Raw genomic sequence first — 25,953 nt, forward strand, 5'->3', positions numbered from 1 at the left:
GTCAGTGGTGGGCGTTCATGTGGGCGAGGGATTGCTCGGCGCTGTCGGGGGCGAAGGCACTGTCGAGCCCTTCGGCTGCGCCTTCGGCGGCTTGCGCGGAGCGGGGCAGCATGACGGCTTCGTAGGCGCGGATCGCCTGGTCGATCGTAATACTGGTGGCGAGGGCCATTGCGAGGTCGGCGGCGTCGAGCATGGCGAGGTTGGCGCCCATGCCGGAGAAGGGGGACATGAGGTGGGCGGCGTCGCCGAGGAGGGTGACCCCCGGCGTGTGGTTCCAGGTGTGCGGGACCGGCAGCGCGTACAGCGGCCGGTTGATGTAGCCGGTGTCGGTATCGGTGATCAGGCCGAGCAGGTCGGGGCTCCAGGCGGCGAACTCCTTGAGCAGCGCCTTCTGGACGGCGGCGGTGTCGGCAAGGTCGATGCCGGCCCGCTCGTACCAGTCCCGGTCGGTGCGCAGACCGATGTAGACCCGGATGTGCTGATTGCTGTTGCGCTGGGCGATGAGTGCCTTGTTGTCGTCTAGCGCCATCATGGTGCCGTCGCCGGTGAGGGCGGCCAAGTCCGGATGGCGGGTGTCGGCGTCGTTCAGGCCGGCTTCGACGAAGGTGACGCCGGTGTAGACGGGGGCAGCGGGGGCCTCGGGCGAGAGCAGGCGGCGCACGCGGGACCAGGCGCCGTCGGCGCCGATGACGAGGTCGGCGTCCGCAGTGGCACCGCCGGCGAAGTGCAGGCGATGGGCGCCGTCGCCGAGCGGAGAGACATACGTGATCTCGTGGCCCCAGCGCACGGTGTCGGGGGCCAGGGAGTCCAGCAGGAGATCGCGCAACTGGCCGCGGTCGATCTCTGGGTTGCCGTCCTGCTCACCCCCGGGCTCCTTGTCGAAAAGGACGGCGGCGTCGGAGCCGAGCAGGCGCATCCGCTGGCCCTCGGGGCGAGCCAGGCGCAGGAAGTCCTCCAGGAGCTTGGCGCTGCGCAGCGCGAGCTGGCCGGAGTCGGCGTGCAGGTCCAGGGTGCCGCCCTGGTCGCGGGCGGTGCGGGAGGCGTCAGCCTCGAAGACGGTTGCGGTGATGCCGTGCAGTTGCAGGATGCGGGCGCAGGTCAGGCCCCCGGGCCCGGCGCCGATGATCGCTATGCGCAGTGCGGTGGTGTTCATGGTGGTGCCCCGTTCTGTGAAGGCAGGAGTTGACGGCGGCAGGCCGTACTGAGGCGCCGGCTTGATTGACGGCCGAGTCCTTGATTGACGGCCGGGTCAGAGAACGCCCGAGGCGATGCCCAACGCCGCATCAACAGAAAAGCACACTCATTACATAAGTGCAACGAGTCAACTTTTCAATCCAGTCAATCCATTGGGTAGGCTGGGCGCATGACCGAGACGACGGGGCGCCGGGAGCGCAAGAAGGCCGCCACCCGCCAGGCCCTGGCAGACGCGGCGTTGACACTGTTCCTCAAACGCGGATACGAGCAGGTCAGTGTCCGCGACATCGCCGAGGCTGCGGACGTGTCCACCACGACTCTGTTCAAGCACTTCAGCGGTAAGGAGGCGCTGGTCTTCGACCAGGACGCCGGCCAGGAGGCGGCCCTGGTCGCCGCCGTGCGCGAGCGGCCCCAGGGGCAGTCCATCCCGGCGGCGCTGCGCGAGCACATCCTGCACGCCCGGATCCGGTCGAACTCCGCAGATCCCCGCTTCGCGCAGTTTGCCGAGCTCGTCGAGGCCACCCCCGCATTGAGCGACTACGGCCACCGCATGTGGATGCGTCACCAGACCGCGCTCGCCGGCGCCATCGCGGCGGACATCGGCTCCCCGCCGGACGACGTGGCGTGCGCAGCCCTGGCCCGCTTCGCCCTGGAAGCAGCGGGCCTCGCAAGGGACCGGGACGATCCCGAGGCCGCCCTCACACGCGCCTTCGAACTCCTCGAACACGGCTGGGCCACCATCAGCCGCCAGAGCTGACCCTCGCGGGCGGGCCGGTGTCGCCACACGGACCGCACCCGGCCCTCGCTCGTTCAACATCGTTCCTGCCGCAGACCGATAGCCGCCATCGCCCTCGGCTGCATGAGCTTCGGCGAGCCGTCCCGGGGTGGCGAGCCCTGGTCGCTGAGCGCGGACGCCAGCCGGGACATCATCAAGCAGGCCCTGGAGGGCGGCGTCAACTTCCTCGACACGGCCAATGGGTACAGCGCCGGAAGCAGCGAGGAGATCGTCGGCCAGGCGGTCAAGGACTTCACCCGGCGCGAGGAGGTCGTTCTCTCTACCAAGGTCTGGATGCGGATGCGCCCCGGCCCGAACGGGGCCGGGCTGTCCCGCAAAGCGATCTTCGCCGAGGCCACCTCCCGGTAGTGCGGGCTACCGCCGGCCTTCGACGAGTCCTTGGCCTCGGCTGTGGAAGTTGAAGCGCCCCGCCAGATGCAGGCGGGGCGCTGGCACGTGCGAACAGGTCAGATAGCCCAGAGGGTCGGGCCGTCCTGCCCCCTGCTCGCCTCGGTCGGGTAGATGTAGGCGTAGTCGATGTTGCACGCCGTCCAATAGCCGGTGTTGTTGTATCCGGACTGGGTTACGTCGTTCCAGTTGAACCTGTTGGTGTTCCCGCAGTTGTCGTGCACAACGACGTAGAAGCGCTCGTCGGTGGTGGCGTTGCCGTTGCCGACAACCCAGTAGACATGGTTGGTCCCGGAATCGCAGATGTAGTACTCGGCCCCGTAGTAGCTGTGGTACGTGTGCGTGCACCCGCCGATGACGGCAGCACTCGCGGTACTTGCGGTGCCGACCACTCCGGCGGCTGCCAGTCCGAGCGCGGCGACCGTGCCGGCGATCCTATTGAGACGCATGCGTTTCCCCTTCTCGGCAGGCGAATGGTGGTGTGACTGGAGCGCTGGGCGGCAACCCCGTCCCACGGCAAGATCGCCGCTCTTGAGAGGGCATGCCTTGAGCGCGGTGATCACCGGGCGTCATCCTTCTGGAGGCCGCCCTTTGTTTGCGGTCCGCAGTCCGACAGTGCCGGTACGAGGAGTTGTCCGCGTGGCCGGGAGGTGATCCGCACAGGTCATGCACGGGGCGGGCACCGGACAAGTGCGGTTGTCCGCGGACAACGGTGGGGATTGATTGAGCGCCGGGGTGTGGAGCCCCCCCCCGACTGATGTCCCCGATGTTCTGGTGTGGGTCCGAGCCCGTACGAGACCCGCGAAACCAGCGGGACGCACAGGGTGCGGACAGCTCAGCGAGTGGTGCCACAGCCGCCGCTATGCGTCTTCCAGGGCCGGGCGGCGCTGGCCGGACAGACGCTGGTGGGCTTCAACCGGGTGATGCCGCCCGGGGTTCTTCGCCAGGTCCTTGCTGTCACGGGAGAGCTGGCGGAAGCCTTCCGACTGGCTGGGCCCCCGGGACAGCAGCGCATGCCCCCCAGCCAGGCGCAAGCATCGGAGAGGCGGTTGATTGCGGCAGGGCGCGAGCAGTCCCTCACCGGGCCACCCCAGGCCGTCCTCGTCGCACGCCGAACTCGTGAGCGCCGCGCTCGGCCGTACACCGGGCCCACCGGGTCCGGAACGCCCGCTTCGTAGCTTGGGCGGTGGGAGGCAGGCATCGTGGTGCAAGACCGCGAAACAGCCCCGCGGTCGCACTGCCGTCAGTACCCTCTCCGTCGGGGGGTGGTGCAGGGTGAAGAAGCTGCACGTACGTATCACGGCGACCAGTGACCGCTTCGATGCCGATGACGACAGGTGGCTCTCCCAGGTACGTCTTCTCCTGGACGAGCTGGGCAGGGAAGTTCCTCTGGAGACGCGGCACACGGCCGGTGAGCCAGGCACGAAGAGCAGCGGGCTGCCAGAGGTGGTCCTGGTGATCGTGTCGGGGGCCGTCGGCGTGGTCGGGGTGGTCATCAGCGACTGGCTCAAGAACAGCCGCGACCGCGCTGTCCATCTCCGATGGGACGAAGGGGGCGAGAAGGGCGAGTTGACGGTCACCACCAAGAACAGCGACAACGCCACCATGCAGGCATCCGTGGAGCACTGGCTGCGCTCCAGATTCCGTGGTGTCGAACGGGAGGAAGAACCTGCGCCGACGCAGGGCGACCCGCCGACGGACGGCGATTCCGTTGGATGAGGCACCATCACCGTACCGGGCCCTGTTGATCGGCAACGCCGACTTCCCGGACGAACCGAGGCTGAAGCCGCTGCGCGGCCCATCCAACGATCTCAGAGAGCTGGGCGCTGCCCTGGCCGATCCCGAGGTGGGACTGCCCTGGCAGGTGACGGAGGTACGAGACCGCACCAGCCAGGAGGTCGAGGAGGCGATGTACGACTTCTTCGAAGGGGCCGCGCGCGAGGAACAGTTGCTCCTCTACTACAGCGGCCACGGACTGCTCGACGGGCGCGGTCAGCTCTTCCTGTGCACTCGGGACACGACGCTCGCGAGACTTGGGCTGCGTGTGGTGCGCCATTCCTACGTCACCGATCTGATGGACCACTGCCCCGCACGTGCGATCATCGTCGTCCTGGACTGCTGCTACAGCGGCAGGGCGGCCGACGCAAAGGGGCTTGACGTGGCAGTCCCCTTCGCGGGCCGCGGACGGTTCGTCATGAGCAGCTGCGAACGACGCGGCACCGCCGAGGACGCGCCCTGGGACGGCGAGCCCAGTCTGTTCACCGGGCACCTCGTCGCGGCGCTGCGGCACGGAGCGGTGGGGCACGACGGTTATGTCACAGCCCACCAGGTCTTGCGTTACGTGGACGATCAGTTGCGCGGTAGCGGGCAGCGACCGTGCTGCAAGACCGAGGGCGTGACCGGCGACGTCCCTCTGGCGCGGCGACCGGCGCCGGCCAAGTGGGCGGTCGAGGCGGTTGGGCAATCTCCGCCCGAAGCCGCCCTGGACACATGCCCCGTGTTCACGCCCGCCCGGGGGCCGAGCCAACAGCCCGCCATGGAATGCCACTTCACCGGAGCCATGCACGTGTTGCTGCCCGGCTCCCGGGGAACGTTGAGCGTCTACCGGGACGCACTCCTCGCGGCGGCGAGCGGCGGCGAGGTCCTGGGGTGGTGGTTCGCTGCCCAACCGCTCGGGTTTCGCCGCAAGCGGTCACGGCTGACCGGTACGGTGCCCGTGGGCGGTGGCGTGCGGTTCACTCTGCCGGACGGCACCGGTACGGTCACCTGGTCGGCGAAGCAGCTCAACGCTTACGAAGAGGCACGCGCGACCAGCAATTGGCCGACCACTCCGCGGCCGACCCAGACCGATGCCACCCACACCGTCCTCAAGGCGCACGACCGGGAGTACCGCAGGCTCACGCGCGCGCCCTGGATGCTGGCAGGATCGCTGGTGGCCTTCGCCGCGTCCGTGTTCATGACCGTCCGGGTGATGACTCCTCACGTCCCCGACGACATACCCGCCTACCCGTTCTTCCTTGCCCTCCTGAGCGGGTTCTTCGTGAGCGCCTACCTCTCCCTTGTCTGGGTCAGCTTCCAACTCCAGCGATTCGTCAAGCTCCCCGAGCTCCCGGTCCGCCGCATGCTGCTGAACACACATGTCAAACCTGCGTACACCTTCGTCCCCGATGTCGGGCCGCCCGTGACGGTTCCGCCGCAAGAACGAACGTACCTGTGGTCCGACGACTACCGGTTGGCGCTGCCGTCGGGCTTCTTCAGCGGGACCGCCAAACGTCCTTCGCCCCCCGCAACGGGCGCCCCGCTGCCAGTAGAGGTCATGGGCGTGCCCCACCCCGGTCAATGGGTGCTTGTCCGCACCCCGCAGGGCACCCTCTGGCCGACTGGGCGGGTCAAACACTGCTACAGCTCGGAGATCGACCGGGCGATCCGTCCACCGGCCACCTCCGAGAAGCCCCCGCGCCAGGAGTAGACGAACGCGGCGGGACGGTGGCGGCTCACCAACGAAGGGCGGCTCAGCGGACGCGGCGATACCGAAGCGGCCCGTTCCCTCCGCCTCCTGCCAAAACAGCGTCCTTGGCCCCTGGGCAGGGTCCGGGCCTGTGGACAGATGCCGGACAGCGAGAAGCGGCTACGCAAGCAGGTTGTCAAGCTCAAGGAACTGCGGGCCAAGGACGCCGAGGAACTCACCCGGCTACGCGCCCACGTCGAGGGTCTGGTTCGCACGCTCAACCAGCTCGCACCGGAGAACCAGCAGCTGCGGGCGGAACCGGCCACACGAGATGGGACACTTCGCTTGCTGCCCAGACAACTGCAGCCGCCGTCCCCGCGTGAACTGTGCACATGAATCCGTGGGCCAGAAACGCAAGCGAATGTGCTCCACTCACGCGCTCGGATGCGCGAGGCGGCAGCGGGCCGTGCTCGAGTACGGCGGCGACTTCGCGGCCTACATCGACGACAGCCCCGGTGTGCGCTACCGGCACCAACGGCGAGGACCTCGGCCGACTCATCGTACAGACGGACCGGGACACGGTGTTGTACGCCGTGGACGCTGCGAGCTTGGGACGCCAGCGATGACTGCGTGCGCTGGGTGTTCCAGCCACTTGGCGGGGGTGCAGCCGACGGTCGTCGGATAGCCGACGGAAGGCATGGGCTTCCAGGCTGGTGGCATGACAGAGCATGCGCAAAAGGTGGAGGCCAACGCTTCCCATCGGCCGCCGGCCGGAGCAGGGGAACCGTTGGGCAGCGCAGAAGCACGCTCTGAGAGTTCCTCGGCACGGCGCTCGTGGCGAGCGGCTTCTGCCTGACTGTCGTCAGCCCTGACCTGCGCGCTGCTGTTGTGCACACGATCGCCGCGACGGCTGTCGAGCTGGCGCCCTGAGTCGAACGCCACGACCCGTTCGGACCGATGCCCGCCGCTGCTCACGCGCTGCGCGGGAGACCACGTACGAAAGGAATCTTTGTGAACACCGCATCCGCTCTGGAGACGACGGGTGCCGAGTCCCTGCGCTTCAGCGAGACGCTCAAGGCGCTGTACGGGTACGTCCGCCCGCACCGGTGGACCGTCGTACTCGGTCTGCTGCTGGCGCTGGCAGGGTCCGTCGGCGGGCTGCTGCAGCCGCTGGCCACGAAGACGCTCGTCGACCGACTCTCGTCCGGTGGCACGCTCACCACCGTCCTGCTGTCGCTGACCGTGCTGGTGCTGTTGAGCACGGTGGCCGAGGCGTTCGGCGCCTATGTGCTGGAGCGGACCGCCGAGTCGGTCGTGCTGGCCGCGCGCCGCAGCCTGATCGGCCGGCTGCTGCGGCTGCGGCTCTCGGCTGTGGACCGGATGCAGCCGGACGATCTGATGTCGCGGGTCACCTCCGACACCACGCTGCTGCGGGCCGTGAGCACCCAGGCGGTGGTCAACGCCGCGACCGGGGCGCTGACGCTGGTCGCGGCGGTCGTGGTGATGGCCTTCCTCGACGTCGTCCTGCTCGGCGTCACGCTCGGTGTGGTCGCGGTCGTCGGCGCGGGCGCTGCCCTGGTGCTGCCGAAGATCGGGCAGGCCGCCGAGCGCTCCCAGGCCGCAGTCGGGGAGATGTCCACCGGCCTGGAGCGGGTCTTCGGGGCGTTCCGCACGGTGAAGGCGTCCGGAGCCGAGGAGCGGGAGACCGCCCAGGTCGAGGCGTCGGCCCGGCGGGCGTGGCGCCATGGCGTGCGCGGCGCGAAGTGGGAGGCGCTGCTGGGTACGGCGGACAACCTCGCCGTCGAACTGGCGTTTCTCGCGGTGCTCGCGGTCGGCGGAGCGAGGGTGGCGTCGGGGGACATCCCGGTCTCCACGCTCATCGCCTTTCTGCTGTACCTGTTCTACCTGATGGAGCCGGTGTACAAGCTGGTCGAGGCCGCCTCCGCGTACCAGGAGGGCGCGGCTGCCATCTCCCGGATCAAGGAGGTGGACCGCCTGGCGGCGGAGCCGCCGGCCACACCCGGGCCGGTGCGGACCGAGGTGCGTCCGGCGTCGGTCCGCTTCGAGGACGTGACCTTCCGCTACGGTCCCGGGCTGCCGTACATCCACCAGCTGGTGAACTTCGAGGTGCCGGGTGCCGGGATGACGGCCTTCGTCGGGCCTTCGGGCGCGGGCAAGTCGACGGTCTTCTCGCTCATCGAGCGGTTCTACGAGACGACCGGCGGACGCATCCTGGTCGACGGCCGGGACATACGGCAGTGGCCGCTGTCCGAACTGCGGGCCGTCATCGGGTACGTCGAGCAGGACGCTCCGGTGCTGGCCGGCACGCTTCGGGAGAACCTGGTCTTCAGCGCGCCCGGCGCGACGGACGACGACATCCGCGCCGTCCTCGCCCGGACCAGGCTCGACACCCTCGTCGAGCGTCTCCCGCACGGCCTGGACACCCTGGTCGGGCACCGCGGCTCGAAGCTCTCCGGTGGCGAGCGCCAGCGCGTCGCGATCGCCCGCGCCCTGCTGCGCAAGCCCCGGTTGCTGCTTCTGGACGAGGCGACCTCGCAGCTCGACGCGGTCAACGAACTGGCGCTGCGGGACGTCATCGCCGAGACGGCGCGCGAGACCACCGTCCTGGTGGTGGCGCACCGCCTGTCCACGGTGACGGACGCGGACCGCATCGTCGTCATTGACGCCGGGACCGTCCCCGCGATCGGCACCCACGAGGAGCTGGTGGCCGAGGACGAGCTGTACGCACAGCTCGCCGCGACCCAGCTCCTGACCCCGGCGGGGCGCCCCGCCGGGTGAGAGGAGTGGCCCGAGAGCTGCCCCCGCCGGCATGGCGGGGGCAGCTCTGCTGGGTGGCGGAGTGGCACCGCACAGCCGTCGGATACCGGCGGACTGTACGAAGCCGTGAGGCTGACGTCAGCGCCGCATCACCAGGCGGTTCGCTGCTCCGTGCTCTGTCCACCTCACCTGACCTGGAGTCCCAAGTCCGCCCTCGTGACCAAGGGCCAGCCACCGACGAATACATCCTCACCGCACTGCGCTCGGGAGCCTCCGGCTTCCTCCTCAAGGACACCGAGCCCGAACAGCTCGCGCAGCTGGTCCGCACCCTGGCCGCGGGCGGCGTCGTCATGTCGCCCAAGGCATCACGCGCCCTGCTCCGCAGCCACCCGGGGGCCGGAGCACCCCAGGACGCGGACGTCGCGCGTGTCGGCCTGCTCAGCGACCGGGAACGCGACGTCCTCGTCCTGATCGCCGAAGGACTCTCCAACGCCGACATCGGCACCCGCATCCACCTCAGCCAGGACACCGTCAAGGACCACGTCAGCTCGATCCTGACCAAACTGCGGGTCACCAGCCGCGTCCAGGCAGCACTCCTCGCCGAGCGCGCCGGACTGCTCACCCACAACGACGACACGGCACGGGACAACGGACGATGAGCACGGGCCGGGCATGGTGGCGGCGCGTACCGCTCTGGGCCGTCGACACCGGGCTCGTGGCGCTGGCCGTGCTCGACGCCTGGATCAACCTCCTGGGCGAGGGCACCCCCGTGATGTGGGCCTGCGCCGCAGTGGGCTCCGCCGGCCTGCTCCTGCGCAGGCGCTTCCCGCTGCCCGTCTTCCTGCTGACCGTGCCCATGACCCTGTTCATGGACGTCGCGGTCGCGCCGATCGCCGCCCTGTACACACTCGCCGCGTCCACCCGCAACCGCCCGCTGCTCGCCGGCTGCGCCCTGCTGAACGCCACCGCGGCCACCCTCCTATGGCCGTTGTCCGACGCGTTCGACGGCAGCCGGACATGGACGCTTGTCCAGTTCGTCTACACGCTGGCCACGGCCTTCGCGCCCGTACTGTTCGGCCAGCTCGTGCAGGCCAGGCACGACGTGGCCCGCCGGCTCGTCGAGGTCAAGGAGGCCCGGGAGCACGAGCGTGCCCTGTACGCCCAGACCGTCCTCGCCCGCGAACGGGCCCAGCTGGCACGGGAGATGCACGACGTCGTCTCCCACCAGGTCAGTCTGATCGCCGTCCAGGCCGACGCCCTGCAGATGGCCGCGAAGGATGCCGACGCCCGCGAGGCCGCCCGCACCATCCGCACATTGAGCGCGAACACCCTCGACGAACTCCGCCACATGGTCACCCTGCTCCGCGCCTCCGGCGGCAAGGCAACCGAACTCACCCCCCAGCCCACCCTCGCCGACCTCCGGCAGCTCATCGCCAACAGCGGCATCGAGACCACCCTGACCGGCGAGCTCCCTCCCGGCATCAGCACCACCGCCCAGCGCACCGTCTACCGCACGGTCCAGGAAGCCCTCACCAACGTGCGCAAACACGCCCCCGGAGCCCGCGCCGACGTCCACCTCTGGCACGACGCACACCACTTCGGCGTCACCGTCACCAACACCGCCCCCACCCGCCCGACCGTCGCCCTCCCCAGCGCCCGCCACGGCCTCATCGGCCTGAAGGAACGCGCCGAACTCCTCGACGGCACCCTCACCGCCGAACCCACCCCAGACGGCGGCTACAAGATCGAACTACGAGCTCCCGCCCGGCCCGACTGACCGCTTCAACATGCTGAACTTGACAGGGAACCCAGTGGGCGACCGCCTGTGGCACAGCACGGATATCACCTCCACGCCGACCGCGATCATCAGCGCACTCCTGGACACGGTCACCACCGAGGACGTCTGGGGCCATGGTCCGTCCACCCGCGCTACCGAGGCTACTGGGGCCTTCACGCTGCTGGGCATCCTGTTCGTGTGCCTGAGTTTCGGCCGGTAGGACAGCAAGGCGACATGCTCGGCCCGGCGTTTCCTTACGTGTCCGGGCGACTCCACGCGGGACGGGCGAGTTCGCGGAGAGGACTCGCGCGGCGCCACGCCGCCTTCGGCAGGCGCATGTCCTCACATCAGTCGTAGACGCAACTGCTGATACCGGCTGGTAGCTGGCGGTACGAGCTCACCCGGTTGCGCCAGGAGACGGGGAGGTTCACTTTGGCCCCGGCTGCGATGCGCACGTAGTTTCCACCGTAGTCCTTGTCCCAGTAGACGCAGATGTTCCGAGTGGAATTGTTCACCACGGAGTTGGCCCGGTCATTCCATCCATACTCGGTCAGGTTTGCGTTGTACTTGGGCTCGTTGGAGTCACTGTAGATGTCACCGACGGCGTTGTCCCCGTCCCACATGCACCAGGTGGCACGCGGACAGTCCGACCACGCGTCCGGTCCGGCGGGTGACTGCTGGACGGCCGCCGCAGTACCGCCTGGCAATAGGACAACGGTCAGCATGACGGTGCCAAGTGCTCCGGAAATCCTTTTCATCCGGCTCACGCCCTTCCGTGTGACCCTACGTGCCGGGAAGCTGTCTGCACGCCCCTTGAGCAAGATGCCTTCCCCATGTCGGGGTCGACACAGACTTCACCGAACATCCCTGCCACCGACACACGGCAACCAAGCCGCGAGATCAACCTCGCCGCTTTCCCCCACCCCGGCGGAAGCCGACCTCGTCGAAGCCCTGTGCTCTGGTCCCACCGCTGGATCGAGGGTCTCTCCCCCGTCGCAGCGGACGAAAGGCCACCTGGTGGCTCATGCCCCCCGTGGGGATGAGCCGTCCTTACCTAGAGTGATCTGCGAGGGCGCGGAGCGGCCCCCCTGGCGATGCGTCGTGTCGACCAGGAGCGTCGCGAAGCGTAGTCCTTACGCTGTCCGGCCACCATCGCCAGGCGGTTCCATACGTGGTACTGCGTCTCGCTGTCTCCGGACAGGCCGGCGAACGTGACGGCGGTGTCCGTCACCACGATCGAGGTCGACCCACAGGTCGCGGCACGCGCCGACGCCGCCCTGGAGACAGCCGCTACTCGACTTGGACCGTGACCGGCGATGGACTCCTCGGTCACCCGCGCCGAGCGCCTTACGACCGGGTGATCGCCACCTGTGCCGTCCGCCGCATCCCATACACCTGGGTCAGGCAGACGAAGCCCGGCGGGATCATCCTCAGCACCGTTGGCTCCTGGCCCTGGGGAACCGGCCTCGCGAAGGTCACCGTCAGCGAGGACGGCACCGCCGAGGGATCAATTATCGGACGCTCCTCGTTCATGCAGGCTCGCGCCCAGGCTGTCACCCCCGTGGCGGGTGACCTGTCCGCCCGTACCGCGTACGCCGACATCGAGCGAAAGGCCAAGGTGTCACCGCTCGGGCTGGAGGAATGGGTACCCGCCTTCCTCACGCAGCTTTCCGCTCCCGGCGCACACTTCGTCCGTGTTGCCACAAGCGACGGCGCCCGACTGCTCTACCTCTTCGACCCCGAGCGCGAGTCCTTCGCACACTTCAGGGCTGACAGTGACGGCTGGGTCGTCCGCCAGGGCGGCCCCGTGGCCCTGTGGGACAGGTCGAGCGGACCCTCATCGCCTGGCAGGCCGCGGGGCACCCCGACATCGCCGCCGTACAGCTCCGGATCACGGCCACGTCCCATACGTACTGGATCGGCAATCACCCAGAACTGCGTTGGGAGCATCGCCTCGACGCTGTTCAGTGAAGCAGCGCGCCCGTCCCCGTCCGCCCGGAGCAATGCTTCAACAGCATCTCCAGGCCGTTGAGTCACAGAGTGCGACAACGGCTGCTCTGGGCTACGTGCCGGGAACGGCGACCTTCTCGTCCGTGGCCCGGGCCGTGGCGGGCTGGCCGTCCTGGAGCTGCTGAAGCCGCTTCAACGTCGCGGAGAGGGTGGCCTGCGCCCCGGACGGGTCACCGCCAGTGCCACCGTCCATCCGGACACGGATGTTGACCCTGCCAGACCGGCTGTACGCGTAAACGGAGTCGCTTGCGGCCCCAGGGTTGAGGACGAGCGTGCTCTCATCTCCGACGGCCGGCTTGGGGGCCTGCTCCTTCTTCGTCTCCTTGCCCTTCACCGCCAGGTAGGCGCGGTGGGCATTCTCGGCGGTATCGAACAGGCAGATGTCCACGTCTGTCATGTTCCTCGTGGACCCGTTGTACTCGTAGGAGGCGTCGCTGCTGCGGACCCACCCCTGCGGTGCGGCCTTTGCATCGTTGGTGTTGCAGTACTGGCCCTCCATCACCTGCTTACTGCCGTGCAGGGACCATCCCGGGAGCGTCTCGCCGTTGCCCAGTAGGGCTTGCGTGAGCGCCGCCTGAGGGAGATCCTTCGTGATCGGCTTCGGCATGGGAGAGGACGCTGACGGCTTGCTGCTGTCGTGCGCGTTCGCGGCAGAGCCCGAGTTGTCGCTGCTGGATGAGCAGGCGGTGAGCGCGGTCATACCGAGCAAGGCAGTGGCGAGGATGACGTGTACACGTGACATGGCCTCACCATATCCAGCAGTGATCATCTACCGATGGCCGTTCGTGTCGAGAGCGAGCCCTGAACCAGGGGCGACGGTGCCTGAGCGAAGCGAAGGCACCGCAACCTGCCGCCGGTCACCACCGGCCCGCTCCAGGGAGTCCGTGCTGTCTTGGGAAAAGAAATGATCGATGTGATCGCGGCGCTAGGCGGTGTTTAAGTAGCGGGTGGCTCTTGGGCGGATAGTTCTTCGGCCAGTTCCATGCAGCGCAGGCGGGCTGGGGAGAAGTCGTAGGGCATCTTGCCGGTGGCTTCGAGCACGCTCATGGAGTCAGCCTCCCGCCTGCCGGAGCTGAGGTCAGCCTCGTCCTCGCCGTCATCGGCGGTAGCAGGGTGCAAAGTGTCCCAGGCGTCGAAGAGGGCGTCGTCGTCCTTCCCCAGGCCGGACTCCTCGATGACGGACTGCAGGGCGCTTTCGAAGGCGTGCCGCTCGACGGCCACTTGAGCCACCCGTGGATCATCGACGGCGACGCTGTCATCGAGTGCCTCCTCGGCGTCATCGATGCGGTCGGAATCCTTGCGCAGAGTGGGATGCGTGGCCAGGGCGACGAAGCGGGTGGCCTGGATGGCCGCGCCGAGCGGGCCGTAGATCCGCTCAGTGACCAGCAGGCTGTCCAGGTCCGCCTGACGCAGGGAGCCCTCAGGCAGGCTCTTGAGGCGTTCGGTGACGAAGTCAGAGAGCAGGCCCATCCGGCTGCCTTCGGTGCGCATCCGCTGCACGGCGGTCCGCTGCCGCCGCAATTCCGCCTCCTGCTCGGCGAGGGTTTCCTCCAGCCGCTCCAGGATGCCCGCGATACCGTCTCCGCTGTCCGCACCGGCGGGAGCCGTGCCGGTGGTAAAGGCGTCACGGATGTCGTCCAGGGCGATCCCGGCGTCGGCCATCTTGCGAATCCACAGCAGGCGGATCATGTCCTCGTACCCGTAGCGGCGGCGGTCATCGCCGCCCCGCTCAGGCTCGGGAAGCAGGCCGATCTCGTGGTAATGGCGAATCGCCCGCGGCGTGGTGCCGGCGAAGGCCGCCGCGTCACCGATCTTGACGTGGCGAGGTGGCATGAACGGCGAATGCATGAGCAAGGACCTTTCCTCAAGGGACCGGGACGTAAGTCCACCGGACCACATGCCGCTACGGAAGGTGCAACCCCCTACACACCGCCCCGCGCCAATGCCACGAACGCGCTGTTCCTCCGTAATGACCGCAGGCCCGTCCTTTCCTGCTGGGGCATCCGCACGACGGCAGACTGAGGGTTCACAGCCACTGATGAATCGCCGCGACCTGAGCCGCAGATGGTGGAGTCGGCTTGACCTTCACAAGATCAGCCCGGCCGCATCAGCCCTCGCCAGCAACAACGTCAACAGCCGGGCCCACACACCCCGACGCTGCCATCTCCGGAACAGTCCATACACCGTCTGCCACGGTCCGTACTCGAACGGCAGGTCCCGCCAAGGAACTCCGGTCCGAACCTGCCACCGCACACCGTTTACCAGCCGCCGACAGCCAGGCCACCTGCGACTTGTGCCCACCGCAGGCAGCAACGACTCCAGCACCGACCACTGCTCATCAGAAAGGTCCCCTCGCCCCACATCTTGATCGTCACCTCGCCGCAAGCATGGCGACGCCGAGCGTGCCGAGGCCTTCCCGTCGGGGCACCACCGGTGGGCGGGATGGGTGTGCTGCGCGGCGCCCGGGTCAACGGTCCGGGCATGGCCAACTGGGCTGCACGCGACCGGCGCACCAAGTGGGAGTACCGCGTCAGTCGCCTCCGCCCGTGAAGTCCAGCACCAGGTGGTCCTGGATCCGCCGGTAACCCAGCCTCTGGTACAGCGCGTTGCTCGTGGGGTTGGCCAGGTCCGTGAACAGCACCACCTGCGCCGCGCCCCACCCCAGGGCCAGCCGGGTCGCGGCCACCGTGGCGACCGCCGCGAAGCCGCGGCCTCGCAGCGCGGGCGGGGTGTAGACCGGACCGATACGTGACTGGCCCGCCAGCACCCCGGAGGCAGCAGCCAGCGACACCGGGCCCTCTTCCGTTTCCCACAGCACGAGTTGCCCGGCCGCCGTGCGCCTCGCCGCTGCCGCCGCCGCGCCCAGGCCGGGCGGCAGCGCCACCTCGTCGAGGAACGCGGTCATCCACGCGGTAACCAGCGGCAGATCCGCCTCGGTCGCCAGACGGGCGCGGCCCAGGACCGGTGCCGGGTCAGCGAGTTCGGCGAGTTGGAACAGCCGCTCCTCCCGGTTCACCCGATACCGGCCCCACGCCTCGCCGAAGGCCAGGGCGGTGGCGGTGGCGCCGTTCACCCCGACGAGCACCCCGCCGCGCAGCGCCCCGGCGAGCTCCCGGGCCGCCCCGTCCGGCATCGTGCCCAGCACCGCAGGCATTCCCGGCGTCTGGACGTACGCACCACCCACCGCCGGGCCCGTACCGGTCCACCAGCCGAACCGCGCACCCGGCCAGTGCCCGTCACGCGCACTCTCGGAGAGGGTGAGCAGCACCGTGTTGCGTGCCGGGTCAGCAGCGAGGAACGGGTGCGCGGCCACCCGGAAGGCTTCGACGTCGTCCGTGAGATACCAGGTCATACTCGATCGTCGTACGGCGCCGGGCTCCGGCGCATCCCCTTTTCCCGACTGTACGAACCCTCCATTCCCCTCAGGTGACCGCCAGCTTCAACATGGCCGCCGTCGGGGCACGCGCCGGTCTGCCTCACCAACCACGCGCGGTCGTTGGGGCCGTGCCCGCCGGCGTACTGCTCATCGTCATCCCTCGAACTGGCGCAGCGCCTCCAACCGCAGCCGGGTAAGCAGACGCGCAGATCACCGGTTGCCCGATCCCGGCTGCAGCTCAGCCCGGGAGGATCCGCACCGCAGACGTTACGGCGGCGGAGGCGCAGCGCTCCGGCAGCACCAGCCGGTTTGAAGGGATCTGCTGCGACATCACGCGCTCGCGACAGCAGTCAGGCCTTTCCATAAGCCCGGGTTATCGGAGGTTGCAGATCTTTGCGTTGATGGGGCCGAGCGGGGAGCCGGAGAATCGGTCGCGGCCATCACACCGCGACACCCACGTCATCCAACACAGGAGGACCCCGCATGCACACCCCACCTGACACCGTCGGCCAGGTCCGGTTCGGCCGCGACGGCGACTGAGGCGTCGCAACCGCCCGAGCGGCACTGACGGGCAGTAGCGGGTGGCTCCGGGCCGCCTATGGCTGCAGAGTCTCGCGGTCCCCGCCCGCCCCGGGCAGATGACGGCTCGCCCCGTCGACCTCTTTCCCAGCCGCGCCGCGTCCTGCTCCGTCACCGAAAGGGTCGGCCACACCGGACGGCTAGAGGTCGTCGACGACGTCAGCGCGTCGCCTTCGGCGCCTCTTCAGCCGGGCGGCTACTGGGCGCGCCCCAGCCCGTTGACGTGGAGGCGCCGCTGTGCAGAAGCCAACCCAATAGATCGCCGAAGGCGCGCTCGGCGGTCGCCCTGACGATCAGGTTCCACAGCGCCCACACGCGGGCGACGGCCTGGACCGCATCTGTGCTCACGTCGGCCTCGCCGCCGCTTCAGGCTCACGAGCGGCGGACTGTTCGTCTGCCATCCCACCGTTTCTGCTCTTCCATCCGCACAGGAGATCGATCGTGAAGGTACTCGTGCTGGGTTCCACCGGCTACATCGGATCAGCCGTGGTCCGGCAGCTCACCGCGCACGGCCACCAGTTGGTCCACTTCGTGAGGGAGGACAGCCGGCTGCCGGCCGGTGCACCGGCGCGGATCGGCGACTTGGCCGGCCCGGACTCGCTGGGGCCGCCCTCACCGAGGACATCGACGGCGTAATCAACTTGCCACCCCGACCGACGACGCGCCGCGGACACCACGGCCGTTGACGTGCTGACCGCCCGGCTGCGCGGCTCCGGACGTACCTTCGTCTGCACCAGCGGCGTCTGAGTGCTGGGGGCCACTGATGACGCCACCCTGGACGAGGACGCCCCGACGAACGCCGTCGCCGTTGTCCGCTATCGCCCCCGCTTCGAGCAGCGGGTGCTGGCCGCCCGCGCCGACGACGTACGCGCGGTCGTCGTGAGGCCCGGCATCGTGTACGGCCAAGGCGGCGGTATCCCCGGCCTGATGGTCGGCTGGGCCCACGAGCACCGTATCGGCCGGTACCGGCACCACCTCGTGCGCCACCCCGTGCAGTACGGGGCCCGTGTCGGCCTTGGTCACAGTGGGCTCTCCGGCGCCCGGTGGCCGATAGTGCACGTGGATGACCTCGCCAACCTGTTCGTGCTGGCCGCCGCCGACGTGGCCGCGGGCGGCAGCCGCCGGGCGGTGGCTCCCACCCGCCCGTACGTCCTCACGGAGCTGGCCGGAGACACCCGTGGCCGACTCCACCAGCTCTCGCGATCCACGCCCCCGCCACCTCGGGCAGGCGAGAACGGCCCCGGCAGGAAACGCGGTAACCCCACGGCCACCGGCCCGACCCAGGGCCTGCGGACCACCGCGCGCCCGGACGTCGGCTTCACGGCGGTCCGATCGTCGAGACCGTCGGCCGCACCGACACCACGGGCGTCGCCCGGCCCCACGAGGCCTCGATCCATAGACAGCGCAGTCGACTTGAGGAGAGAAAATGAAAGCGAAGGACCGCCGGTTGCCCGGTGAGCGGAACCTGATCGCCGGGATGCTGGTGGACGCGGTGGGCACCGGCATGTACGTGCCGTTCAGCCTGGTCTTCTTCCAGCGCATCACCGACCTGCCACTGGCGACGATCGGCACCGTCCTGACGGTCGCCGGACTGCTGGCGATGGGGGCCATGCCGGTCGGTGGCTGGGCCGTCGACCGGTTCGGCGCCCGGCGGGTGCGGCTGGTCCTCTACCTGATCCGCGGTCTTGGCTTCCTGGCCTTCCCGCTCGGCACCAGCCTGCCGGTCTTCGCCCTGGTCGCCACCCTCACGGCGGCCGGCGCCCAGGCGTTCCCCGCCACCCAGCAGGCCCTGATCGGCGACCTCGCCCAGGGGGAGCACCGGGACCGGCTGATGGCACTCGCCCGCAGCGTGAACAACGCCGGTCTCGGCGCCGGTGGCCTGCTCGCTGCGGGACTGGTCCAACTCGGCGGTGACAGCGGCTTCCTGGCGGTCGCCTGGCTGAACGCGGCCACCTTCTTCATCGCGGCACTGTTCGCGCTACGGATCAGGACACCGCACCCAGCCCGCCTGGTGACCGGCCGGCAGCGGGCCGGCTACCGCGCGGTGCTGCGCGACCGCCCGTACACCGGGCTCACCGTGGCGAACTTCCTCATCGCCCTGGGGTACTCGGCGCTCAGTGTGCTGTTGCCGGTGTACGCCGTGACCCAGTTCGATCTGCCCGCCTCGGTGGCCGGTCCGCTGTTCGCCGTCAACACCGCGCTCTGCGCCTTCGCCGGCGTGCCGGTCGGCAGGCTCGGCAGGCGCTTCGCCCGACGCACCCGGGTGGCCGCCGTCGGCGCCCTGATCTTCGCCGCCGCCTTCCTCGGTTACGCCCTGCTGGGCGCCATGCCCCGCGAGGGCGTGATGACCGGCCTGGTCGGACTGCTGGTCCTCTACACCATCGGCGAGTTGGTGCACAGCCCGAGCGCGGGCGCGCTTTCGGTGAGCGCCGCTCCCACCGATGCGCGTGGCCGCTACCTGGCGACCTATCAACTGTCCTGGGCCCTGTCCCAGACCCTGGCCCCATCCCTGTTCACCGGGCTGCTGACGCTCGACGGCCGGCTGCCCTGGCTGGTGCTGGCCGCCAGCTCGACGGCGGGGGCTGCCATGCTGCTCGTCCTGGAGCGGAGCCTGCCGGCCGAGGCCGTGTTCACCACGGCGGTCGATGCCCTGCCGCCCACCCGCGCCGAGACCGCCGAGCCGAGGTCCCTCAGCCAAGGACGCGCCCGATAACACCCTGGCAGTGTCCTTGAACAGGTTTTCTGCCGCTGCCGAAACCGACGCGAACATGTCGACTTCGGCAGGCCATGGCGTTTGCCCCCGGTGCGACTTTGAACGGGAAACCGAAAGGGGAGACATACGGCTCGTTGCGTACCGAGAGCGTGCCCGCACATGCCCGTTCGAGCAGTCGCTGCTTGAGCGCGGCGTCGACACCCGACTCGGCACACAAGGCGAACGCACTGCCCACGCGGATACCAGCACCCCCCAAGGCGCGCGCGGCGGACAGCCCTTCCGGCGTGGCGAATCCGCCGACCCGGCATAGGAGGCCATGCGGTGACCCTCAAGGCGAGCGCCGCCGCAGTCAGGCCCCTGCATGGATGTAGGGCGCCCACAGCCATGGTGTCGCGTGAATCTCCTGCTCCTCAATAAGTGTTCTGAGAGTCTGGTGCAGGGCGATCGCGGCGTCTTCGACGTTCAGGTCTCCGGCCGCACCCCGCAGCGCGGTGTAGAACCCGGTGGCGACATCGACGGCGGTTTCGTCGTCGATCGGCCACAAGGTGCCGATCACGTGTGGGTAGCCGGCCAGTTGCATGGCCCCGGCCAGGTGGATCGCCTCGTCCAGCAGGTCTGCGGCGTGGTTGGCCGAAGTGTTGCACGCTGACAGATAAGCCAGGCGTGCCGTGTGTAAGTCGACCGGAGCCAGGGCCGCGACGGTGAGCGGATGATCCCGGTGGTCGTGCAGCAGAAGACGGCTGTTCGAGGGGTTGTCGGCGTCGCTGACGCCGTGGCAGGCGAAGTGAGCGATCGTGCAGGCCGACATCTCCGCGAGAACGCGTTCCCGCGTCGGCGGGGCCTGCGCCGGCGCGCCCTGCTGCGGGCCGCTGAGCGTCACAGGGCTGGGCAGCAGCTCGGCCAGGCGCGCGGCCTCCATGGGGACGTACCGCAATTCTGCGCCGCGCAGCTCCGCCGGCAGGTCCGGGGTGGTGGGCATGGCGACGATCAGCGAGGACGCCGCCGTGACGTCCGGGCGGGGCCGGCGGGCGTGGCCCAGAGCCCGAACAGTCGGAGTGTGGGAGGACACGACACGATCGGCCACCCTCCGCCGGCCCGGGTCGGATTCGTCTTCGTAGTGTCCGGCGGCGTGCAGCGGCATGAGTCCCAGCAGGCCGCCGGTGGCCCACCACACCCGCGGCCATGCCACACCGGGAAGCGGTGGGTGGCGGTGCCCCAAGTGGTCCAGCACCGGTTCGGCGACCTCGTCCCACAACCAGGCCAGCGTGTTCAGCAAGGCCTGACTCGCTTCGCGGCCCACGTCTTCCGAGCCGTGGACGTCGTCCAGCCCACGATGGAAGACGTCGATGTGCTCGATCAGGGCCTCCGGTGTCAGGCCGGGCAGTGGCACCGCGGTGACGCCGTCGGTGGTGAGGATCAGGGCCGCGCTGTGGTGGAAGCTGACGGTGAAACTGACGACCGGTCCGGCCGCTGCCTGGACTCGCAGCTGCTCCATCGACGGTGGCAGGCCGAAGGACTCGAAGCCCGGCAGCGCACGGATCCGCTCCAGGACCGCCGCCAGCTCGACCGCCCACTCGGCGCGGGTACTGCCGGCCACCGCGCCGTCGGCCGGGTCGGCGGTGACGAGACGACCGTCGGACTCGGCGTCCAGCAAGGTGCGCAGCTCGGTGAGCCTGCGGGCAAGTTCGGGGTGTTCGGCCTGAAGGTCGGTGACGTCGCTGCGCAGCCCCATGGCCCGGCTGAGCAGCACTCCACGCCCGGCCTCCAACAGCGCCAGAGCCCGCTCGGCCCGCTGGCCTTCGGGCTTGGAGGTGTCGAGCAACGCCAACGCTGCCGCATCGGAGGACAGGCCGCTGAAACGCCTGAGCGCGAACTGGCGGTCGTCACGGAGCAGTCGGTCCGAAGCGATCTCGGGCAGCAGGCGCACGGCCTGTTCGAAGAGATCGGCGGCCCGGCCGGGGTCGGTGACCCCGATCAGCGTGCCTGCCTGCAGCGCGGCGTGGATCCGGTCGGTCGGAGGTGCTGAGGGCAACGAGGCCGCCTGCTCGAGGAGGTCAGCGGCCTGCTCTGCGGCCTCGGGGTCGGCGCCGCGCTCGGCCTGGATCCGCAGCCCGTTGCCAAGCAGGGTAAGCATGAGGGCACGGTCGGCGTGGTCCTCGGCGGTGGCCGCCACGGCGAGGGCGGCCACCCGCACGGATTCGTCCAGGTCGGCCGACGCGCCGGTGTGTCCGAACCGGGTCCGCAGGGTGACGCCGAGGTTGGACAGAATCCTGGCGCGTTCCGGACGGTCGTCGGGGACGCGCTCAACCGCCAGGGCACCCAGGCGCACGGCTTCATCGAGGTCTGCCGGATCGCCGGTGCGCTGGAACCGGGACGTCAACGCGATGCTCTGGTTGCACATCCGGGTGGCGCGGTCGGGGTGGTCCTCGGCGAGGGTCCCCAGGACGAGCGTGCCCACGCGTACGGCTTCGTCGAGGTCCGTCAGGGTACCGGTGAGCTCGAACCGGGTGACCAGGGCCGCGCCGAGATTGGTCAGACCCTTGATGCGGTCCGGATCGCCGTCAGGGGTGGCCGCCACGGCCAGGCCGCCCATCTGCACGGCCTTGTCCAGGTCGGGCAGTGCGCCGGTGCGTATGGCCCGCGTCCGAAGCGCGTTGCCCAGGTTGGCCATGGTGAGCGCCCGTCCGGGGTAGTCCTCGGGAAGGCTCGCCAGGACAAGGGTGCCCATGCGTACGGCTTCGTCGAGGTCCGCGAGCGCCCCGGTGCGGTCGAACCGGGCGTGCAGCGCGGCGCAGAGGTTGGACAGCCATTTGGCGCGGTCGGGATGGTCGTCGGCGGTGGTTTCCACGGCCCGGGTCATCATGCGCACGGCCTCGTTCAAGTCCGTCAGCGCGCCGACACGCATGAACCTGGCGAGCAGTGCGGCACCGAGATCGTTCAGGATGCCGGCCCGGTGGGGATGGCCGTCGGCAGCGGACTCCACGGCCAGGGTCGCCACCTCCACGGCTCGGTAGAGGTCCGGCAGCGCGTCGGTGCGCAGGAACCGCGTCCGTAGCGCGCTGCTGAGATTGGTCAGGATGAAGGCCCGGTTGGGATGGTCGGGGGGCGTGGCCTCGACTGCCTGGGCCGCCACCTCCACGGCTTGGTCCAGGTCGGCCAGGACGTCTGTCCGGTCGAAACGGGCTCGCAGCGCTTCCGCGAGGTTGGACAGCATGGCGACGCGGTCGGGGCTGTCGTCGCCGGCGGCCTCGGCGGCCAGGGTCTGCAGGCGTACGGACTCTGCCAGGTCGGCCTGTGAGCCGGTGCGTTCGGATCGGGCCTTCAACGCGCCCGCGAGGCTGACCAGCCTGGCGGGGCGGCCGGGATGGTCTACGGGGGTGCGTCCCACGGCCACGGTCGCCATGTCCACGGCCTTGTCCAGGTCGTCCAGCGCACCGGTGCGGGCGTACCGGGTCCGTAGCGCGTTGCCCAGGCTGGACAGCCACGTGGCGCGGCCGGGGTCGCTCTCGGCAGTGGTCTCCACAGCCAGGGTGCCCACGCGGACGGCCTCGTGCAGATCGCTGAGCGCGCCGGTGCGTTCGAACCGGGCCAGCAGCGAATTCGAGAGATTCGACAGCATCACGCCGCGGCCGGAGTGGTGACCGGGGCTGTTTTCGACGGCCAGGGTACCTACGCGGGTGGCTTCGTTCAGATCTGTCAGCGCACCGGTGCGCTCGAACTGCCGGTGCAGCGCACCACCGAGGTTGGTCAGCATGATGGTGCGGCCAGGGTGACTCTCGGGGGCGGTGTTCAGAGCCAGAGTGCCCAGACGTACGGCCTCGTCCAAGTCGGCCGGATCGCCGGTCTGCCCGAACCGGGCCAGCAGCGCGATGCTGTGGTTCGCCAGCATGGTCGGGCGATCGGGATGGTTCTCCGGCGTCGATTTCACCGCCAAAGCCCCCAGGCGCACGGCCTCGTTCAGATCGGCTGGTACGCCTGTGTACTCGAACCGGGTCCGTAACGCCTCGGCGCCTGGCCTCGCCGGCAAGGCCGACCCGCGGGCAACCACTCGCCTGCGTAATCGCCGACACGTCGGAGTACCTCGACAGGGTCGCCGACCACTGTGCGCCGGAGCTGAAATCGCGCACCGCTTGTTGGTCGGAAGTGACATGCTGGGTCCACGCTGCCGCCCGTACCGGGCGTGGAGACGGCCGCCTCCTACACCACATCCTCCCCGACCACTCGCTCGTGCTGAGTACGACCCGAACGCGCCGACGTGCCACTCCCCTTCGGTGACACCGAGCGAGGCGGTGCACGGCGAGCACGATGGACCTGTTTCAGCCATCGGGAATGATCGCCATATACTTCCCGGGCTCAACGACCATGGGGGCGTCGGGCGGGACACGGGGGCGTCATGGAGCTGCGTGACATCGAGATCTTTCTGGTGCTGTCCGAGGAATTGCACTTCGGCCGGACAGCCGAACGGCTGCGGGTTTCCCAGGCCCGCGTCAGTCAGGTCATCCGGAAGCAGGAACGTCGCATAGGTGCCGCGCTCTTCGAGCGCACCAGCCGCACCGTGCGCCTGACCGCCGTGGGGCGCCAACTGCGCGACGACCTGCAGCCGGTCTACGCGGGCCTGCACGCGTCCATGGAACGCGCCCGGCTGGCCGCCCGCGGCGTCACCGGCCGGCTCCGTATCGGCATGATGCCGTTCAACGTCGCTGACCTGCACTTCTACTGGAAGGCCTTCCGATCGCGGCATCCCCGTTGGGAGCTGGAGGTCCACCAGTTGACGTATCTCGACCCGTTCGGCCGGCTGCGCAACGGCGAGTTCGACGTCCTGGTTGCCTGGCTGCCCGTCGAGGAACCGGATTTCACCGTCGGACCGGTCCTGATGAAGGACCCCCGAATCCTCGCCGTCACCGCCGACCACCCACTCGCGCAGCGCACCTCGGTACGGCTGGAAATGTTCGCCGACTTCCAGCACGCCATGCCGTCCGGCATCCCCGACTACTGGGAGGACGGCTACCTTCCCTTCAACACACCGCGGGGCAGGCTGATCGAGCGCGGTCGGCCCACGAACAACGCCGAAGACATGATCAACCAGGTAGGCATGGGCGAAACCATCCACGGCTTCCCCAGCCACGTCATCCGGCACTGGGGCATGCCGAACATCCGTTGGCTATCCGTCCCTGACCTGGCGACCCTGTCCTATGTCCTGATCTGGCGGACCGAATCAGAGAACGAGGCGATCCGCGCCCTCGCCGACACGGTCCGCGAACTCGGCGCCTTCCAGTTCTGACGCGCTGCCCCTCAGTGGCGACAACCGCTGGGCGGCCTCGTCAATTCGTGGAAGCCACGATGCCGGCGTCCCCGGGCGAGGACGCACACAGGACGGCGGGTCGTGGTGGCGAACACAGCCACCTGGGCGTTGTCCGCCGTGCCCTGTACGGCGGCCTCGATCATGCGCGTCCGTTCGCGGGACGCCCGAGGTGCCCGTCGCTCCCGACGACGAAGGTGGTCGGGAGCGACGGGCCGCGAAACCGGCCGCAAGTCCGCCGTACACCCCGTCCGTCGCGACGGCGCCTCCGCCCTTTGCCGGGGGTCCGCCCGGGGGCCCCCGATCCCGGCCATGGCGCGTGACGGCGTCAGGCCGCCGTGCCCCGGGTGCGCCAGACCGTGATCGTGGTGATCAGACCGACCGCCGCGGCGCCCCAGAGCGCGACGTCGAGGCCGGCGGCGTCGACGGCCAGCCCGCCGAAGAGGGCACCGAGGGCGACCGCCAGATTGAACACCGAGGTGTTCAAAGCGGTGGCGGCCTCGGCCTCGCGGGGTGCCGACTGCAGAATCCAGGTCTGGACGCTCACCGGGACTCCGCCGAAGGCCAGCCCCCAGCCGATCAACAGCACGATCCCGCCCCAAGGGCTTGTCCCGATGAGGGGGAAGAGCGCCAGGACCAGGGCGAGCGAACAGCCGATGATCGTGATCACCCGCCGTACATCGCGCCCCACGACCGCACCGGCGAGGAAGTTGCCCAGGATGCCGGCGACGCCGAACACGAGGAGGAGCGGGCCGACCATGCTCTGACCGATGCCGGAGATGTCCCGCAAGGCGGGGCTGACGAAGGTGAACGCCGCGAAGTGTCCTCCCACCAGCAGGAATGTGGTGAGTACTCCGGTGCGGACGGCCGGGTTGCGGAACTGTGCCGCCAGCGTGCGCAGCCGGACGGGGTCGCGGGCGGGCACGGACGGCAGGAAGAGAAGCAGGGCGACGACAACGAGCAGGCCGAGGCCGCCGACGGTGGCGAACGCGGTCCGCCAACTGCTGTACTCCCCGATCAGCGTCCCGGCCGGGACACCCAGCACATTGGCGGCCGTGGCACCGCCGAAGACAAGGGCGGTGGCCCGACCGACATAAGCGCCGGGCACCATGCTCACAGCGATGCCGGCCGCGAGCGCCCAGAACCCACCGATGCTGATGCCGATGAGGAACCGCGAGACGAGCAGCTCGGCGAAGTCGGAGGTCAGGACGGACAGCACGTTGGCGACGGCCATCAGACCCAGCAGGGCGATCAGGACCGTGCGTCGATCGGCCCGCCGGATGAGGACGGGCAGCAGCGGCGCGGTGGCGGAGGCTACAAGACCCGGCACGGTGACCAACAGTCCGGCGGTCCCCTCGGAGACGTCCAACGAGCCGCCGATGGGAGTGAGCAGTCCCATGGGCAATTGCTCAGCGGTCACCATGGCGAAGGTGCCGACGGCCACGGCCGTCAGCGCGAGCCATCTGCGCAGGGGCACGGAGGGAGCCGAGAAGCCAGGCTCCGACGTCGGCGCGGAACCGCCGGATCTTCGAGCGGATTCGGCCGTGGACAAGACGAACTCCTGGAGGGTGGGGTGGGAGAGGAGAATGTGCGGGC

Annotated in this window: 22 protein-coding genes and 3 pseudogenes; 13 read left to right on the top strand and 12 right to left on the bottom strand. The window is 69.5% G+C overall.

What is annotated here, in order from left to right:
- Position 1: 1 nt before the first annotated feature.
- Positions 2-1,153: an FAD-dependent oxidoreductase gene (locus ACZ5ID_RS23395; protein WP_468901163.1), complete on the bottom strand. Its 1,152-nt coding sequence runs from the start codon at positions 1,151-1,153 to the stop codon at positions 2-4.
- 210 nt (positions 1,154-1,363) lie between these two features.
- Here ACZ5ID_RS23395 and ACZ5ID_RS23400 point away from each other — a divergent pair, with 210 nt between their 5' ends.
- Together ACZ5ID_RS23400 and ACZ5ID_RS23405 are read left to right on the top strand one after the other, a co-directional pair.
- Entirely contained in the window at positions 1,364-1,951 is a 588-nt protein-coding gene (locus ACZ5ID_RS23400; RefSeq protein ID WP_468901166.1) for a TetR/AcrR family transcriptional regulator, read from the top strand.
- A gap of 78 nt (positions 1,952-2,029) precedes the next feature.
- Positions 2,030-2,323: pseudogene (locus ACZ5ID_RS23405) on the top strand (aldo/keto reductase); the annotation flags it as partial.
- A 113-nt stretch (positions 2,324-2,436) separates the two neighbouring features.
- Here ACZ5ID_RS23405 and ACZ5ID_RS23410 read toward each other — a convergent pair.
- A complete protein-coding gene (locus ACZ5ID_RS23410) occupies positions 2,437-2,826 on the bottom strand; it encodes a hypothetical protein (RefSeq protein WP_468901169.1) in 390 nt (129 codons plus the stop codon).
- A gap of 826 nt (positions 2,827-3,652) precedes the next feature.
- Between ACZ5ID_RS23410 and ACZ5ID_RS23415 the strand changes: the two genes are divergently transcribed.
- The 7 genes from ACZ5ID_RS23415 to ACZ5ID_RS23445 all read left to right on the top strand — a co-directional run bounded on the left by ACZ5ID_RS23415 (position 3,653) and on the right by ACZ5ID_RS23445 (position 10,600).
- A complete protein-coding gene (locus ACZ5ID_RS23415; RefSeq protein WP_468901172.1) occupies positions 3,653-4,096 on the top strand; it encodes an effector-associated constant component EACC1 in 444 nt (147 codons plus the stop codon).
- Between the two features lie 25 nt (positions 4,097-4,121).
- Positions 4,122-5,846: a caspase family protein gene (locus ACZ5ID_RS23420; RefSeq protein ID WP_468901175.1), complete on the top strand. Its 1,725-nt coding sequence runs from the start codon at positions 4,122-4,124 to the stop codon at positions 5,844-5,846.
- Positions 5,847-5,984: 138 nt separating this feature from the next.
- On the top strand, positions 5,985-6,221 hold the full coding sequence (locus tag ACZ5ID_RS23425) for a hypothetical protein (protein WP_468901178.1): 237 nt from the start codon (positions 5,985-5,987) through the stop codon (positions 6,219-6,221).
- A gap of 615 nt (positions 6,222-6,836) precedes the next feature.
- Positions 6,837-8,624, top strand: a complete 1,788-nt coding sequence (locus ACZ5ID_RS23430) for an ABC transporter ATP-binding protein (protein ID WP_468901182.1) — start codon at positions 6,837-6,839, stop codon at positions 8,622-8,624.
- 5 nt (positions 8,625-8,629) lie between these two features.
- Entirely contained in the window at positions 8,630-9,262 is a 633-nt protein-coding gene (locus ACZ5ID_RS23435; RefSeq protein WP_468901185.1) for a LuxR C-terminal-related transcriptional regulator, read from the top strand.
- On the top strand, positions 9,259-10,380 hold the full coding sequence (locus ACZ5ID_RS23440) for a sensor histidine kinase (RefSeq protein ID WP_468901188.1): 1,122 nt from the start codon (positions 9,259-9,261) through the stop codon (positions 10,378-10,380). Before ACZ5ID_RS23435 ends, ACZ5ID_RS23440 begins: the two co-directional genes overlap by 4 nt.
- 19 nt (positions 10,381-10,399) lie before the next feature.
- Positions 10,400-10,600 carry a hypothetical protein gene (locus ACZ5ID_RS23445; protein WP_468901191.1) on the top strand — a complete coding sequence of 67 codons (201 nt, stop codon included), beginning with the start codon at positions 10,400-10,402 and terminating at the stop codon, positions 10,598-10,600.
- Between the two features lie 127 nt (positions 10,601-10,727).
- Here the strand turns inward: ACZ5ID_RS23445 and ACZ5ID_RS23450 are convergent, their stop codons facing one another.
- Positions 10,728-11,138, bottom strand: coding sequence for a peptidase inhibitor family I36 protein (locus ACZ5ID_RS23450; RefSeq protein ID WP_468901701.1), 411 nt, complete (start codon positions 11,136-11,138; stop codon positions 10,728-10,730).
- Positions 11,139-11,603: 465 nt separating this feature from the next.
- On the opposite strand from ACZ5ID_RS23450, the pseudogene ACZ5ID_RS23455 reads away from it, so the two are divergent.
- A pseudogene (locus ACZ5ID_RS23455) lies at positions 11,604-12,351 on the top strand (methyltransferase domain-containing protein); the annotation flags it as partial.
- Positions 12,352-12,442: 91 nt separating this feature from the next.
- Here the strand turns inward: ACZ5ID_RS23455 and ACZ5ID_RS23460 are convergent.
- The 5 genes from ACZ5ID_RS23460 to ACZ5ID_RS23480 all read right to left on the bottom strand — a co-directional run bounded on the left by ACZ5ID_RS23460 (position 12,443) and on the right by ACZ5ID_RS23480 (position 16,693).
- Complete coding sequence (locus ACZ5ID_RS23460) at positions 12,443-13,132, bottom strand: hypothetical protein (protein WP_468901194.1); 690 nt, start codon at positions 13,130-13,132, stop codon at positions 12,443-12,445.
- A gap of 194 nt (positions 13,133-13,326) precedes the next feature.
- A complete protein-coding gene (locus ACZ5ID_RS23465) occupies positions 13,327-14,238 on the bottom strand; it encodes a MerR family transcriptional regulator (protein ID WP_468901196.1) in 912 nt (303 codons plus the stop codon).
- Positions 14,239-14,475: 237 nt separating this feature from the next.
- Positions 14,476-14,751: a transposase gene (locus tag ACZ5ID_RS23470; RefSeq protein ID WP_468901199.1), complete on the bottom strand. Its 276-nt coding sequence runs from the start codon at positions 14,749-14,751 to the stop codon at positions 14,476-14,478.
- A 169-nt stretch (positions 14,752-14,920) separates the two neighbouring features.
- Positions 14,921-15,742, bottom strand: coding sequence for a GNAT family N-acetyltransferase (locus tag ACZ5ID_RS23475; protein WP_468901201.1), 822 nt, complete (start codon positions 15,740-15,742; stop codon positions 14,921-14,923).
- A 762-nt stretch (positions 15,743-16,504) separates the two neighbouring features.
- The gene (locus ACZ5ID_RS23480) at positions 16,505-16,693 is read right to left on the bottom strand and encodes a hypothetical protein (RefSeq protein WP_468901203.1); all 189 of its coding nucleotides are present in this window, start codon (positions 16,691-16,693) and stop codon (positions 16,505-16,507) included.
- A 93-nt stretch (positions 16,694-16,786) separates the two neighbouring features.
- Between ACZ5ID_RS23480 and ACZ5ID_RS23485 the strand changes: the two genes are divergently transcribed.
- Positions 16,787-16,981, top strand: a complete 195-nt coding sequence (locus tag ACZ5ID_RS23485) for an NAD-dependent epimerase/dehydratase family protein (RefSeq protein ID WP_468901205.1) — start codon at positions 16,787-16,789, stop codon at positions 16,979-16,981.
- On the opposite strand, the gene ACZ5ID_RS23490 is transcribed toward ACZ5ID_RS23485, so the two are convergent.
- Positions 16,982-17,536, bottom strand: a complete 555-nt coding sequence (locus ACZ5ID_RS23490; protein ID WP_468901208.1) for a hypothetical protein — start codon at positions 17,534-17,536, stop codon at positions 16,982-16,984.
- A 235-nt stretch (positions 17,537-17,771) separates the two neighbouring features.
- Here ACZ5ID_RS23490 and ACZ5ID_RS23495 point away from each other — a divergent pair, with 235 nt between their 5' ends.
- The gene (locus ACZ5ID_RS23495; protein ID WP_468901211.1) at positions 17,772-19,058 is read left to right on the top strand and encodes an MFS transporter; all 1,287 of its coding nucleotides are present in this window, start codon (positions 17,772-17,774) and stop codon (positions 19,056-19,058) included.
- Here the strand turns inward: ACZ5ID_RS23495 and ACZ5ID_RS23500 are convergent.
- Positions 19,036-19,344, bottom strand: a pseudogene (locus ACZ5ID_RS23500) (hypothetical protein); the annotation flags it as partial. The gene ACZ5ID_RS23495 and the pseudogene ACZ5ID_RS23500 overlap by 23 nt on opposite strands.
- A 63-nt stretch (positions 19,345-19,407) precedes the next feature.
- Positions 19,408-22,986, bottom strand: a complete 3,579-nt coding sequence (locus ACZ5ID_RS23505) for a CHAT domain-containing protein (RefSeq protein ID WP_468901213.1) — start codon at positions 22,984-22,986, stop codon at positions 19,408-19,410.
- Positions 22,987-23,451: 465 nt separating this feature from the next.
- Between ACZ5ID_RS23505 and ACZ5ID_RS23510 the strand changes: the two genes are divergently transcribed.
- Positions 23,452-24,339 (top strand): LysR family transcriptional regulator, encoded by an 888-nt coding sequence (locus tag ACZ5ID_RS23510; RefSeq protein WP_468901214.1) that lies wholly within the window; start codon positions 23,452-23,454, stop codon positions 24,337-24,339.
- Positions 24,340-24,685: 346 nt separating this feature from the next.
- Here the strand turns inward: ACZ5ID_RS23510 and ACZ5ID_RS23515 are convergent, their stop codons facing one another.
- A complete protein-coding gene (locus ACZ5ID_RS23515; RefSeq protein WP_468901216.1) occupies positions 24,686-25,834 on the bottom strand; it encodes an MFS transporter in 1,149 nt (382 codons plus the stop codon).
- Between the last annotated feature and the right edge of the window lie 119 nt (positions 25,835-25,953).

Source organism: Streptomyces sp. NPDC031670 (assembly GCF_055580545.1).